General features: G+C 71.5%; 14 protein-coding genes. 13 read left to right on the forward strand and 1 reads right to left on the reverse strand.

Annotated features, from left to right (window positions below; genetic code table 11):
* Nucleotides 1-40 precede the first annotated feature (40 nt).
* The 13 genes from DFH01_RS12375 (at nucleotide 41) to DFH01_RS12435 (ending at nucleotide 12,851) form a co-directional block, all read left to right on the forward strand.
* Nucleotides 41-1,174, forward strand: a complete 1,134-nt coding sequence (locus DFH01_RS12375) for an NAD(P)/FAD-dependent oxidoreductase (protein WP_109870718.1) — start codon at nucleotides 41-43, stop codon at nucleotides 1,172-1,174.
* Nucleotides 1,158-1,457 carry a (2Fe-2S)-binding protein gene (locus tag DFH01_RS12380; protein ID WP_109870719.1) on the forward strand — a complete coding sequence of 100 codons (300 nt, stop codon included), beginning with the start codon at nucleotides 1,158-1,160 and terminating at the stop codon, nucleotides 1,455-1,457. The genes DFH01_RS12375 and DFH01_RS12380 overlap by 17 nt, the downstream gene beginning before the upstream one ends.
* On the forward strand, nucleotides 1,454-2,800 hold the full coding sequence (locus DFH01_RS12385; RefSeq protein WP_233256077.1) for an FAD/NAD(P)-dependent oxidoreductase: 1,347 nt from the start codon (nucleotides 1,454-1,456) through the stop codon (nucleotides 2,798-2,800). The genes DFH01_RS12380 and DFH01_RS12385 overlap by 4 nt, the downstream gene beginning before the upstream one ends.
* Nucleotides 2,797-3,906, forward strand: coding sequence for an NAD(P)/FAD-dependent oxidoreductase (locus DFH01_RS12390; RefSeq protein ID WP_109870720.1), 1,110 nt, complete (start codon nucleotides 2,797-2,799; stop codon nucleotides 3,904-3,906). Before DFH01_RS12385 ends, DFH01_RS12390 begins: the two co-directional genes overlap by 4 nt.
* Entirely contained in the window at nucleotides 3,903-4,883 is a 981-nt protein-coding gene (locus DFH01_RS12395) for an ABC transporter ATP-binding protein (RefSeq protein ID WP_109870721.1), read from the forward strand. The genes DFH01_RS12390 and DFH01_RS12395 overlap by 4 nt, the downstream gene beginning before the upstream one ends.
* Nucleotides 4,876-5,568 (forward strand): SDR family NAD(P)-dependent oxidoreductase, encoded by a 693-nt coding sequence (locus tag DFH01_RS12400; RefSeq protein ID WP_109870722.1) that lies wholly within the window; start codon nucleotides 4,876-4,878, stop codon nucleotides 5,566-5,568. Before DFH01_RS12395 ends, DFH01_RS12400 begins: the two co-directional genes overlap by 8 nt.
* Nucleotides 5,568-5,840 (forward strand): (2Fe-2S)-binding protein, encoded by a 273-nt coding sequence (locus DFH01_RS12405; RefSeq protein ID WP_109870723.1) that lies wholly within the window; start codon nucleotides 5,568-5,570, stop codon nucleotides 5,838-5,840. Before DFH01_RS12400 ends, DFH01_RS12405 begins: the two co-directional genes overlap by 1 nt.
* Nucleotides 5,837-7,195 carry an NAD(P)/FAD-dependent oxidoreductase gene (locus DFH01_RS12410; protein ID WP_109870724.1) on the forward strand — a complete coding sequence of 453 codons (1,359 nt, stop codon included), beginning with the start codon at nucleotides 5,837-5,839 and terminating at the stop codon, nucleotides 7,193-7,195. The genes DFH01_RS12405 and DFH01_RS12410 overlap by 4 nt, the downstream gene beginning before the upstream one ends.
* Complete coding sequence (locus DFH01_RS12415; protein WP_233256078.1) at nucleotides 7,195-8,328, forward strand: NAD(P)/FAD-dependent oxidoreductase; 1,134 nt, start codon at nucleotides 7,195-7,197, stop codon at nucleotides 8,326-8,328. The genes DFH01_RS12410 and DFH01_RS12415 overlap by 1 nt, the downstream gene beginning before the upstream one ends.
* Nucleotides 8,329-8,352: 24 nt before the next feature.
* A complete protein-coding gene (locus DFH01_RS12420) occupies nucleotides 8,353-9,903 on the forward strand; it encodes an ABC transporter substrate-binding protein (protein ID WP_109870726.1) in 1,551 nt (516 codons plus the stop codon).
* A gap of 145 nt (nucleotides 9,904-10,048) precedes the next feature.
* Nucleotides 10,049-10,990 carry an ABC transporter permease gene (locus tag DFH01_RS12425; protein ID WP_109870727.1) on the forward strand — a complete coding sequence of 314 codons (942 nt, stop codon included), beginning with the start codon at nucleotides 10,049-10,051 and terminating at the stop codon, nucleotides 10,988-10,990.
* Complete coding sequence (locus tag DFH01_RS12430; RefSeq protein ID WP_109870728.1) at nucleotides 10,987-11,883, forward strand: ABC transporter permease; 897 nt, start codon at nucleotides 10,987-10,989, stop codon at nucleotides 11,881-11,883. The genes DFH01_RS12425 and DFH01_RS12430 overlap by 4 nt, the downstream gene beginning before the upstream one ends.
* Nucleotides 11,880-12,851: an ABC transporter ATP-binding protein gene (locus DFH01_RS12435; RefSeq protein ID WP_109870729.1), complete on the forward strand. Its 972-nt coding sequence runs from the start codon at nucleotides 11,880-11,882 to the stop codon at nucleotides 12,849-12,851. The genes DFH01_RS12430 and DFH01_RS12435 overlap by 4 nt, the downstream gene beginning before the upstream one ends.
* Before the next feature lie 13 nt (nucleotides 12,852-12,864).
* Here the strand turns inward: DFH01_RS12435 and DFH01_RS12440 are convergent, their stop codons facing one another.
* Nucleotides 12,865-13,167: a hypothetical protein gene (locus tag DFH01_RS12440; RefSeq protein ID WP_109870730.1), complete on the reverse strand. Its 303-nt coding sequence runs from the start codon at nucleotides 13,165-13,167 to the stop codon at nucleotides 12,865-12,867.
* Between the last annotated feature and the right edge of the window lie 69 nt (nucleotides 13,168-13,236).

Genomic DNA, 13,236 nt, shown 5'->3' on the forward strand with positions numbered 1-13,236 from the left:
CGGCTTGCAGGATGAGCCTGGGCGCGTCACGCTCGCAACCATGGAACGCTACGATGTGGCGGTGATCGGTGGCGGCATGGTCGGCACCGCCATCGGCTATGGCTGTGCCGAGCGTGGGGCTCGCGTCATCGTGCTCGACGAGGGCGATGTCGCGCTGCGCGCTGCGCGCGGCAATTTCGGGCTGGTCTGGGGCCAGTCCAAGGGCGACGGCATGCCCGCCTATGGCGCCTGGACGCGGCTCAGCATCACGCTCTGGCCTTCGCTGGCGGAGCGCGTCTCGGGCTTCGCCGGGCGCGACGTGTGCTATAGCCCGGTGGGTGGCCTGACGTTCTGCCTCAGCGAGCAGGAACTCGCGGAGCGACGCGACTTCGTGCATCGCCGCCACAACCAGGGCCACGGCACGGTGCGCATCGTGGATCGGCGCGAGCTGCTGGAGATGATGCCCGGCTGCCGGTTGGGACCGGAGGTCGTCGGCGCCAGCTACGACCCGACCGACGGGCATGTGGATCCGCTCACGCTGCTGCGCGGCCTGCACGCCGGCTTGCGCGCGGCGGGCGGCGTGCATCTGCCAGGCGCGCCTGTTGTCGCCATCGAGCCTGTCGGCGGCGAGTACCGCATCGCGCGCGCCGATGGCGCTGCCGTGATGGCGCGGCGGATTGTTGTCGCCGCGGGCGTCGCCACCACGCGCATTGCTGCGATGGTCGGCCTGGATGTTCCCGTGCGCCCCGTGCGCGGCCAGAACATCGTCACCGAGCGCCTCGCGCCCATCCTTCCGAAGCCCGCCAGCGCCATCCGCCAGACCGGCGACGGCACCATCCAGATCGGCGTCACCAGCGAGGATGACGGCATCCTGGAGACGCCGACCACCACCGCCGCGCTGGCGAAGATGGCCGCGCGCGCCATCCGCGTGCTGCCGCCGCTCGCTTCCGCCCGCATGGTGCGCGGATGGGCAGCGCTTCGGCCGATGACGCCCGACGGCTTCCCCGCCTATGCCGAGAGCGCGACGCATCCCGGCTGCTTCGTCGCCGTCTGCCATTCCGGCGTCACGCTTGCCGCCGTGCATGCCGGCCCGATGGCCGAGGCCGTGATGGGCGGCGGCATGCATGCCCTCGCGGCCGAGCTCCACCCCGACCGCTTCGCACGGATGCCCATCCAGCATGTTCCAGCGATCTGACCCGCCCGACATCACCATCACCTGGGACGGGCGCGAGCTTCCGGCGCGCAGCGGCGAGAGCCTGGCGACGGCGCTGCTCGCCGCCGGCGTGCTGAGCTTCCGCGAGACGCCGGTGAGCGGCGCCGCGCGGGGCCCGCTGTGCCTGATGGGCGCCTGCTTCGACTGCCTGGTGGAGGTGGAGGGCCAGCAGAACGTGCAGGCCTGCATGACGCCGGTGCACCCTGGCCTCCGCGCCGCGCCGCAGCATGGCGTGCGCGACCTGCCGGAGGTGGAGGCGGCGTGAGCACCGATGTGGACCTGCTGATCGTCGGCGCCGGCCCCGCCGGCATGGCGGCGGCCGTGACGGCGCGCAGCCGCGGCCTCACCGTGCTGCTGCTGGACGAGAATGCCGGGCCGGGTGGCCAGGTGCATCGCGGCATCGAGCACCGCGCCGCGAAGGACGAGCAGGACGCGGATGGCGCGAAGCTCGCCGCCGCGCTGCGTTCCAGCGCCGTGGAGACGCGCTTCCGCGCGACGCTCTGGGCCGTCGAGCCCGGCGGCAAGGTGTTCTGGAGCGAGGAGGGCGCCGCGCGCAGCGCCGTCGCCGGCCGCATCCTGCTCTGCACCGGCGCGACGGAACGGCCGCTGCCGATCCCGGGCTGGACGCTGCCCGGTGTGATGACGGTCGGCGCCGCGCAGATCGCGCTCAAGACCGCGGGCCTCAAGCCGCAGGGCGATGTCTGGATCGCGGGACAGGGACCGCTGCTCTGGCTCTATGCGAAGCAGGCGGTGGAGGCGGGCGGGCGGCTCGCCGGCATCGTGGACCTCTCGCACGGCATCCCTCCCGCCGCGCTGCGCCACCTGCCGCGCGCGCTGATGGCGCCGGGCTACCTGCTGAAGGGCCTCGCCTGGCAGCGCAGGGTGAAGCGCGCCGGCGTGCGCGTCATCCACGCCGAGGAGATCCGCGCGGAGGGTGAGGGCAGGCTCGCGCGCATCGTCGTGGACGGCACCGAGCACGCGGCCGACCTGCTGCTGCTACATGACGGCGTGGTGCCCAACACCCAGATCACGCGTGCCATCCCGGGCTGCGCGCATGACTGGGACGCCGTGCAGGCCTGCTGGAAGCCGCGTCTCGATGCATGGGGCAACACCACCGCCGAAGGCGTGATGGTCGCGGGCGATGGCGGCGGCATCGGCGGCGCGCGTGCGGCCGCGCATGCCGGCCGGCTTGCCGCGCTGGAAGCGGCGCGCGCGCTCGGCCGCATGACGGAGGACCAGCGCAATGCGGAAGCCGGCACGGAGCGCCTGGCGCTGAACCGTCAGCTTGCGGCCCGGCCCTTCCTGGATGCGCTGTTCCCGCCACGCCCCGTCACCGCGATCCCTGACGAGACGATCATCTGCCGCTGCGAGGAAGTTACCGCGGGCAAGGTGCGGGAAGCGGTGACGCTCGGCTGCCTGGGGTCCAACCAGACCAAGGCCTTCACCCGGACAGGGATGGGGCCGTGCCAGGGGCGCGTCTGCGGGCCGGTCGTGCATGCGGTGATCGCCGCCGCGCGCGGCGTGGACCCGGCGCAGGTGGACCCGTTCCGCACCCGCTTTCCGACCAAGCCGCTCACGCTGGGCGAGCTCGCCGCGCTGGCCGAATGAATCGCGCCATTGTCATAGGCGGCGGGCTGCACGGCCTTTCCACCGCGCTGCATCTGGCGCGCATGCCCGGCTGGCAGGTGACGGTCCTGGAGCGCCGCCATGTCGGCCGACACTCCTCCGGCGTGAATGCCGGCGGCGTGCGCCGTCTCGGCCGTGACCTGCGCGAGATCGCGCTCTCCATGGTCGCGTGGGAGATGTGGTCGAACATTTCGGCGCTGGTCGGCGATGATTGCGGCTTCCAGCCCGGCGGCCAGGTGAAGGTGGCGGAGAACGCCGCCGAGCTCGGGAAGCTGGAAGCCCGCGCCGCGCAGGTGCGCGCGCTCGGCTGGACGCATGAGGAGGTGGTGGACCAGGCTGAGGTCCGCCGCCTGCTGCCTGCCATCGCACCGCATGTGGTGGGTGCGCTGGTATGCCATGGTGACGGTTCCGCCGACCCGATGCGCACCGTCATGGCTTTCCGCCGCGCGGCGCAGGAGGCCGGCGCCACCATCATCGAAGGCAGCGGCGTCACGGCGATCGAGCGCAGCGGCGCGGGGACTCTGCGGGTGGTGACGGAGGAGGGCACGCATGAGGCCGAGCGCGTCGCCAATTGCGCCGGCGCCTGGGCCACGCGCATCGCCCGCATGGCCGGCGAGGAGATCCCCTGCGGCGTCAAGGCCAGCATGATGATTGTGACGGAGCGCCTGCCGCATTTCTGCACGCCCACCGTCGGCCCCACCGGTCGCGCGCTCTCCTTCAAGCAGACCGTGGCGGGCACGGTGGTGATCGGCGGCGGCCACCAGGGGCTGAACGACCCGGAGCGCGAGACCTCCACGGTGCTGTTCGGCAACCTCGCGCATGCGGCGCGCATCGCGGCGGAGCTGTTCCCCTGCGTGAAGGGCGCGCGCATCATGCGCACATGGACCGGGACGGAGGCACGCACGCCGGACGAGATCCCGGTCATCGGGGAAAGCCGCACCATGCCGGGCCTGTTCCATTCCTTCGGCTATTCCGGGCATGGATTCCAGCTCAGCCCCGCCGCCGGTGCGGCCGTGGCGGAGCTGATTGCGCGCGGCGCCACCAACCTGCCCGTCGCGCCCTTCACCCAGCGGCGCTTCGACGCATGACGCCTGCGCTGACCATCCGCGGCCTGCGCACGGAATTCCGCATCAACGGCCGATGGCATGCCGCGGTGCGCGATCTCTCGCTCGACCTGATGCGCGACGAGACTCTGGCGCTGGTGGGTGAGAGCGGCTGCGGGAAATCCGTCACCGCGCTCTCCGTCATGGGCCTGGTGCAGCCGCCCTATGGCCGCGTCGCGCGCGGGCGCATCGTGCTGGACGAGCGCGACCTCACCGGCCTGCCGGAACGGGAGATGGAGCGCATCCGCGGCAACCGGATGGCGATGATCTTCCAGGAGCCGATGACCAGCCTGAACCCGGTGATGACCGTGGGCGACCAGGTGGCGGAGACGCTGCGGATCCATCGCGGCCTGGACCGCAAGGCGGCGCTCGATCGCGCGCGCCAGCTGTTCGAGGAGGTGAAGATCCCCTCCGCCGCGCAGCGCCTCGGCGAATATCCGCACCAGTTCTCGGGCGGCATGCGGCAGCGCGTGATGATCGCGATCGCGCTGGCCTGCAACCCGATCGTGCTGCTGGCCGACGAGCCGACCACGGCGCTGGATGTCACGATCCAGGCCCAGGTTCTGGGCCTGCTGGCCGATCTGCGCGCGAAGACCGGCACGGCGGTGCTGTTCATCACGCACAACCTCGGCGTCGTCGCGCAGATCGCGGATCGCGTCGCGGTGATGTATGCGGGCGAGGTGGTGGAGCAGGGGCCGGTCGGCACGATCTTCGCCAATCCGCAGCATCCCTACACGCGCGCGCTGTTCTCCGCGATCCCGCGCCTCGATGCGCCGGGCCAGGCGCTGTCCGCCATTCCCGGCCGCGTGCCGCCGCTGGATGCGATGCCGCCAGGCTGCCGCTTCGCGCCGCGCTGCCCGCTGAAGCGCGCCGGCTGCGAGGCCGAGCAGACGCTGGCCGAGGTCGCGCCGGGCCATGCCGCGCGTTGCCATGTCGCGACGGGAGTGCTGGCCGATGCTTGATCCGGTGGGCCGCGTGGTGATGGTGAGTGGCGCCGCGCGCGGGATCGGGCGCGAGGTGCTGCGACGCCTGCACGGGTCGGGCTGGCTGGTCAGTGCCGGCCTGCGCGATCCCCGCAAGCTGCCCGAGGCGCCGGACATGCTCGCGCATCGCTACGAGGCGGAGGAGGAGGGCAGCGCGGAGGCCTGGGTCGCGGCGACGGTTGAGCGCTTCGGCCGGTTGGACGCCGTCGTGAACGCCGCGGGCATCAACCCGATGGCGCGCATGCTGGATGCCGACGAGAGCGCGCATGACGCGATGTGGCGCGTGAACGTCAAGGGCCCGATGCGCGTGATCCGCGCCGCCTGGCCGCATCTGGTGGCGAGCGGGGAGGGCAGGGTGGTCAACATCGCCTCGCTCTCCGGCAAGCGCGTGGCGAATGAGAACACCGGCTACGCGATGAGCAAGTTCGCGCTGGTCGCGCTGACCCAGGAAGTGCGCCGCCAGGGCTTCGCGCACGGCATCCGCGCGACCGCGCTCTGTCCCGGCTTCGTCGCCACCGACATGACGGCGCAGGCGAAGTGGCCGCGCGAGCAGATGAGCCGCCCGGAGGACATCGCCGTGCTGATCGAGACCGTGCTGCGGCTGCCGAACACGGCGACCGTCGGCGAGCTGCGCGTGAACTGCCGCTTCGAGGCACTGATGTGATGCTGACAAGGCTGCTGGACCAGGACCGGCCGTCGCTCTCCTTCGTGGTGGACGGCGGCGCAGTTTCCGCGAAACAGGGTGACACGCTGCTGACCGCGATGCTCGCTGCCGGGCTCGGTCATATGCGCAGCAGCGAGTTCGGCGACGGCGAGCGGGCCGGCTTCTGCTGGATGGGCGCCTGCCAGGATTGCTGGGTGTTCGTCGAGGGCCGCGGCACGCTGCGCGCCTGCACCACGCTGGTGCAACCCGGCATGACGGTCCGTCGCCGATGAGGGTAGTCGTGGTGGGCGCCGGGCCGGCGGGCGTGCGTGCGGTGGAGCAACTCGTCCGCTCCGGCATCGAGCCGGTCTGGATCGAGGAGGCGCCCGATGGCGGCGGCCGCATCTACCAGCGCCCGCCGGCCGGGTTCCGGCGGAACCATCGCGCGATCTACGGCGCGGATGCGAAGCGCGCCCGCGCACTGCACGCGGCGCTCGAGGCGCTGAAGCCGCGCGCCGACTGGCGGCCCGACACCCTCGTCTGGAACATCCGCCCGCGCGAACGCCTGCTGGACACGCAGACCGCAGGCCGTCGGCGCGCCACGGTGGAATACGACGCGCTGATCCTCTGCACCGGCGCGATGGACCGCATCCTGCCGATCCCCGGTTGGACGTTGCCCGGCGTGACCACGCTCGGCGGCGCGCAGATCGCGCTGAAGGCGCAGGGCGTCGGCATTGGAGCGCGGCCTGTCTTCATTGGCACCGGGCCGCTGCTGGTGCTGGCCGCGCTGCAATACGCCAAGGCCGGCGCGACGCCCGCACTCGTGCTGGACACCACCGCTTTCGCCACCAAGGCGATGGCGTCGGCAGGCCTGCTGTGGAACCTGCCCACCTTCGTCCGCGGCCTGCGCTACACCGCCGCGCTGCGCCTGCGCGGCGTGCCCGTGGTGGAGGATGCGACGCCCATCGCCATCGAGGGCGAGGGCAGGGCCACCGCGCTGCGCTGGCGCGATGCCGGCTGGCGCGAGCATGTCACGCCCTGCGATGCCGTGGCGATGGGGTGGGGCCTGAAGCCGGAGGCGCAGCTGGCCGACCTGGCCGGCGTGCCCTTCCGCTTCGACGAACTCGGGCACAACTGGATCCCGGAGAAGGACGGCGCCGGCCGCACGCCGGTGCCGGGCGTCTATCTTGCCGGCGACGGCGCGGGCATCGGTGGCGCGGAGGTGGCAGAGCTCGCCGGCGCGCGCGCGGCACTCGCGCTGCTGGAGGATCACGGCCTGCCGTCCGACATGGTGCTGCGTGCGCATCTCGACGGCCGCCTCCGCACCGAAGCGCGCTTCCGCGCCGCGCTGGAGCGCGCCTTCCCCTATCCCGCGGATCTCGCGCGCCGCATGGACGATGCGACGCTGCTTTGCCGCTGCGAGGCGATCACCGCCGGCGATCTGCGCAGCGCGGCGCGCGCGGGCGGGTCGGAGGTGAACCGTGCCAAGGCCCTCAGCCGCATCGGCATGGGCCGCTGCCAGGGCCGCGTCTGCGGCCCGCCGGCGGCCGAGGTGTTGTCGGAGGCGCTTGGCCTGCCACTGGAACAGGTCGGCCGCCTGCGCGGACAGCCGCCGGTGAAACCCATCCCGCTGCCGGGGAGCGCATGATGCGTCGGGCCGATGTGCTGATCGTCGGCGGCGGCGGCGCGGGCTGCTCGGCTGCCCTGTTCCTGGCGCGCCGCGGCGTCCGCGTGATCGTGCTGGAGCGTGGCCTGGTCGGCAGCCAGGCGACCGGCGTGAATTACGGCGGCGTGCGCCAGCAGGGGCGGCATCCGGCCGGCATCCCGCTCGCCATCAAATCGCGTGCGCTCTGGTCGCGCCTGCCCGAGCTGATCGGCACCGATGCCGAGTTCGATCCCTGCGGCCATCTCAAGCTCGCGCGCAGCGAGGCCGATGAGGCGGAGCTCGTCCGCTGGAACCGGATCGCCGCGGAATACGGCCTGGTCACGCGCATGATCGGACGCAACGCGATCCGCGACGAGCATCCCTATTTCGGCGAGGCCGTGGTCGCCGGCAGCCTGCTGGCGGAGGACGGCGCCGCCAATCCGCGCCTGCTCTCCCCCGCGCTCGCACGCGCCGCGCGCGAAGCTGGTGCCGAGATCCGCGAACACCACTCCGTGACGGCGGCCGCGCATGACGGCGCGGAGTTCGTCGTCCAGGCCAACGGCACGACCTTCGCCGCGCCCTGGCTGCTCAACTGCGCGGGCTATTGGGGCGGCAAGCTCGCGGAGACCTTCAACGAGGCAGTTCCCATCGCGCCGCTGCATCCGAACATGCTGGTGACGGAGCCGCTGCCCTATTTCCTGCGCCACAGCCTCGGCGTGGTCGGTGGCGGGCTCTATCTGCGCCAGATCGCGCGCGGCAACGTGATCTTCGGTGGCGGCCGCGGCAGCGGCGAGCAGGAGGCCACGCGCACGCGGCCCTCGGCGGATGCTTCGCTCGCCAGCATGGAGGCCGCGGTCGCGCTGATCCCGCGCCTGGCCGGCGCGATGGTGATCCGCAGCTGGAGCGGCACGGACGGCACCTTTGCCGATGGCTTCCCCGTCCTCGGCCCGTCGCGCACCACGCCCGGTCTGATCCACGCCTTCGGTTTCTGCGGCGAGGGATTCCAGCTCGCGCCCGGCGTCGGGCAGGTGCTGTCCGAGCTCGTGATGGATGGCCGCACCGATGTACCGCTCGAAGCCTTCGACATCGGCCGTTTCGCGTTGCAGGATGCAGCGGGGACGGCTTCGCCAGCCTGAGAACAGAGGAAGGGAGACAACATCATGAAGAAGACGCTTCGCGCTGCCCTGCTCGCTACGGCGTTCGCCGTTGCCGGCACCGCGGCGGCCCAGGCGCAATCCGGCCCCACGCTGCGCGTCGGCATGGCGGCGCAGGATGTCGGGCGGCTGGATCCGCATTTCGCCGTCTCCACCATCGACCGCGTGGTCGTGGCCTGGATGTTCAACGGCCTGGTCCGCTTCAAGCCCGGCTCCATCGACCCGGCGAACATCGAGCCGGACCTTGCGGAGCGCTGGGAGAGCAGCCCGGATGGCCGCACCTGGACCTTCCATCTGCGCCGCGGCGTGCAGTTCCATGGCGGCTTCGGCGAACTGACGGCCGATGACGTCGTGTTCAGCCTGCAGAAGGCTGGCACCGCCGCCACCTCCGCCTTTGCCGCGGATTTCCGCGCCTTCCAGACGGTGGAGGCGGTGGACCCCTACACCGTGCGCATCGTGCTGCGGGAGAACGTGCCGAGCCTGCTCGGCATCGTCACCAACTATTCCGGCGGCTACATCGTCTCGCGCCGCGCGGCGGAGCAGCGCGGCCAGGATTTCGTGCGCGCGCCGATCGGCACCGGTCCCTTCGCGCTGGAACGCGTGACGCCGAACCAGAGTGCGGAGCTCACGGCCAACGCGCAGTATTTCCGCGGTGCGCCGCAGATCGGGCGGATCAGCTACCGCTTCATCCCCTCCGACGCCTCGCGCGACCTCGCCTTCCAGAACCGCGAGCTGGACGTGAACTACGGCCGCGCCGACCAGACCTGGATCAACCGTACGCGCCAGCTGCCGAACACCACGGTGGACGTGTTCGAGCCGGGCGAGCTCGCGATCCTCAACCTCAACACCGTCGCGCCGCCCTTCAACGACATCCGCGTGCGCCAGGCGCTCGCCCATGCGATCAACCGTGCCGAGCTGGTGCGCTTCCGCGGCCAGGACGTGACGCGGGAGGCGCAGAGCGTGGTGCCGCGGGGCTATCTCGGCTTCGCGCAGCAGCCGCTGCTGCCGCATGACCCCAACCGGGCGCGCCAGCTTCTGGCGGAGGCCGGCCATCCCAACGGCCTGACCGTGCGTGTGATCCACACCCAGCTGCCCGAGATGCTGAACATGATGCAGGTGGTGCAGCAGCAGCTGCGCCGCGCCGGCATCACGCTGGACCTGCAGGTGGTGGAGCATGCCACTTTCCACCAGCAGATCCGCCAGGACCTCTCGCCGCTGGTCTACTACTCGGCCGCGCGCTTCCCCGTGGCGGACATCTACCTGACGCAGTTCTTCCACGGCCGGTCCATCGTGAAGACGCCGACCGCGGTGACGAATTTCTCCCATTGCAACCAGGCGGATGCGCAGATCGACGCGGCGCGCGTCAGCACCGACCTCAACGAGCAGCGCCGCCTCTGGGCGGAGGCTCAGAAGATCCTGACCGAGAACATCTGCGGCGTGCCGCTGCTGGAGACGCTGCTGGTCTTCGCCCGCCGCAACAACGTGGAGTATGGCTATGACCTGCAGGGCTCCATGTCGCTCGGCCCGCTGATCACCGAGCAGACGCGGCTGCGCTGAGCATGGTCCGCACGGTGCACGCCATGCGGCCCGCGTCGCGGGCCGAGGCCGCGAATGCGGCCCGCCGCCTGTGTGGCGAGCCAAGCGCGCGGAGGCGCGCGCCGGCGCCTGAAGGCATCGGCGCCTTCGCGCCGATGCACGACTGATGGTCTTCTTCTTCGTACGGCGGCTGCTGGCCGCCGTGCCGACGCTGCTGGCGGTGCTGACGCTCGTCTTCGTGATCGTCCGCATCGTCCCGGGCGACCCGGCGCTGGTGATCCTCGGCGACCAGGCGACGCCGGAGGCGGCGGCGGCGCTGCGGGAACGGCTGGGCCTCGACCGGCCGCTCTGGACTCAATACGTGGATTTCCTCACCAGCGCGCTTACCGGCGATTTCGGCACCTCCATGGTCACAGGCCGGCCGATCCTGGACGAGGTGGCGGCGGTGCTGCCGCACACCATCGACCTGACTCTGGCCTCGATGGTCTTCGGCACCGTGGTCGGCGTGCCCGTCGGCATCTGGGCGGCGCTGCACCGCAACCGCGCGATCGACGTCGCGGCGCGCATCCTCTCGCTGCTCGGCCTCTCCTTCCCGGTCTTCGTCAGCGGCATCTTCGCGCTGCTGCTGTTCTCGCTGCACTGGCGCATCTTCCCGGTGATCGGCGCGGCCAACCTGAACGACCTCGGCGACCGCCTGCATAAGCTGGTGCTGCCCACCGTCACGCTTGGCCTGATCATGGCGGCCTACATCACGCGCGTGACGCGCAGCGCCATGCTTGCCTCGCTGTCGGAGGACTACATCCGCACCGCGCGCGCCAAGGGGGTGCCCTGGCGGCGCGTGGTCTGGGTGCACGGGTTGCGCAACGCCTCCATTCCGATCGTGACCGTGGTCGGCCTCTATGTCGGCATCCTGATCGGCAATTCCGTGCTGACCGAGATCGTCTTCAACCGCCCGGGCCTGGGCAAGGTCATCGTCGGCGCGCTGAACCAGCGCGACTACACGATGCTGCAGGGGCTGATGGTGATCTACTGCTTCCTGATCGTGGTGGTGAACGCCGTCACGGACCTGCTCTACGGCGTCCTCGATCCGCGGGTGCAGGCGGCATGAGCGCGGCGACCGAGGATCCGCTCTCCGCCGGCGAGATCGCGCCGCCCCCGCCCTCGGCCTGGAAGCGCGCTATCGGCAAGGCGCGCAGCAACCCCACCACGCTGGTCGGCGCCCTGATCTGCCTGCTGATCCTGGCCGGCGCCGTCTTTGCCCCCTGGATCTCGCCCTACGACCCGGCGGACCAGGACATCATCAACCGCCTGCAGCCGCCGGGTGGCGACTACCTGCTCGGCACCGACCAGTTCGGACGTGACATCCTCTCGCGCCTGCTCTGGGGCGCGCAGATCTCGCTCAGCGTGTCGCTCTCCGCGATCCTGGCGGCGATGGTGATCGGCGGCGCCATCGGCATGATCTCGGGCTATGTCGGTGGGCGCTTCGACCTTCTCGTCATGCAGGTGATGGACGTGCTGCTGTCCTTCCCCTCGCTCATCCTCGGCCTCATCGTCGTCGCGCTGCTCGGCCCGGACCTGGTCAACCTGATCGTCGCCATCGCGCTGACCGCCATCGCGCCCTTCGCCCGCATCGCCCGCGCGCCCACCCTCGCGCTGAAGGAACGCGCCTTCGTGGAGGCCGGGCGCGCGCTCGGCTACAGCCACGCCCGCATCATCTTCCGTCACATCCTGCCCAACATCACCTCCGAGGTGATGGTGATGGGCACGCTGTGGCTGGCGACGGCCGTGCGCGTGGAGGCCTCGCTCTCCTTCATCGGGCTCGGCGTGAAGCCGCCGACGCCGACCTGGGGCGGCATGACGCGGGACGGCTTCGAGAACATCCTGGACGCGCCCTGGCTCGCGGTCTTCCCGGGCATCGCGATCCTGCTGCTGGTGCTCGGCCTCAACATGGTGGGCGACGGGCTGCGCGACGCCACCGATCCGAAGCTGCGCAACGAATGAGCGCGGTCCTTCAGGTCGAGAACCTGCGCAAGCACTTCGTCACCAAGAAGGGCTTCCCCAGGCCGAAGACGGTCACCGTGCGCGCCGTGGAGGATGTCTCCTTCACCATCGGGGAGGGCGAGGCCTTCGGCCTGGTCGGCGAGTCCGGCTGCGGCAAGTCCACGGTGGCGCGTGCCCTGCTGCGGCTGATCGAGCCCGATGCCGGCCGCGTCCTCTACCGTGGCGAGGATTTTCGGGCCGCGCGGGGCGAGGCGCTGAAGTCCTTCCGCCGGCGCATGCAGATCGTCTTCCAGGATCCCTATTCCTCGCTCGATCCGCGGCAATCCATCGGCTCCGCGCTGGTCGAGCCGATGCGCGTGCACGGCATCGCGGAAGGCGCCGCGGCCCGCCGCCGTGCCGCCGCGCTGCTGGAGGAGGTCGGCCTGCCGCCCGCCGCGCTCGATCGCTTCCCGCACGAATTCAGCGGTGGCCAGCGCCAGCGCATCGGCATCGCCCGCGCCCTGACGGTGGAGCCGGAACTCATCATCGCGGACGAGCCCGTCTCGGCGCTCGATGTTTCCGTGCAGGCGCAGGTGCTGCTGCTGATGAAGGAGCTGCGCCAGCGCCGTGGCCTCGCCTTCCTCTTCGTCAGCCACGACCTTTCGGTGGTGCGCTGGTTCTGCGACCGCGTCGCGGTGATGTATCTCGGCCGCATCGTGGAGGAGGGGCCAGCGGCGCGGGTGCTGGCTGAGCCGATGCACCCTTATGCCCGCATCCTGCGCGATGCCTCGCCTGTGCCCGACCCGGCGCGCCGGGCCGCTCTGCCGCGCATCATGGGCGAGATCCCCTCGGCCGCGAACCCGCCGCCGGGCTGCCCCTTCCACCCGCGCTGCGCACAGGCGATGGATGTCTGCAGCCGCACGCTGCCGCGTTGGACGCCCGCACCCGGCGAGGGGCAGGGCGGGGTCGCCTGCCACCTGCACGGCTGAACGGAGAAGGTCGCTACAGCGTCTCGCGCACCCAGGCATCGCCATCCGGGGGCAGGCCGCTCCAGGCGGCAGCCTCGCCCATCGGCACCACCAGCAGCATGCCGGGATCCGGGTGCCCGCGGCGGGCGAGCCCGGCCTTGAAGTGGGAGAGCAGATAGGCTGCCGAGAGGTCGCAGGAGACCATCAGTGCCTCCTCGGTCGGCGCCCAGTGGGAGTCGGCCACCTCCCAGACCGCCTCGCTCAGCGCATGCCGCTCGGCAGCCGCCCCCTCGCCCTCCGTCGCGGCCGGACGATGGATCACCAGATGCAGGGTCATGCCGTCTCCATGCCGTGTGAAGGTCGCCACTATACGCCGCGCCGCCAACGTGCCTACGGCACCCGCCGG

Source organism: Falsiroseomonas bella (assembly GCF_003173615.1).
Classification (GTDB): domain Bacteria; phylum Pseudomonadota; class Alphaproteobacteria; order Acetobacterales; family Acetobacteraceae; genus Falsiroseomonas; species Falsiroseomonas bella.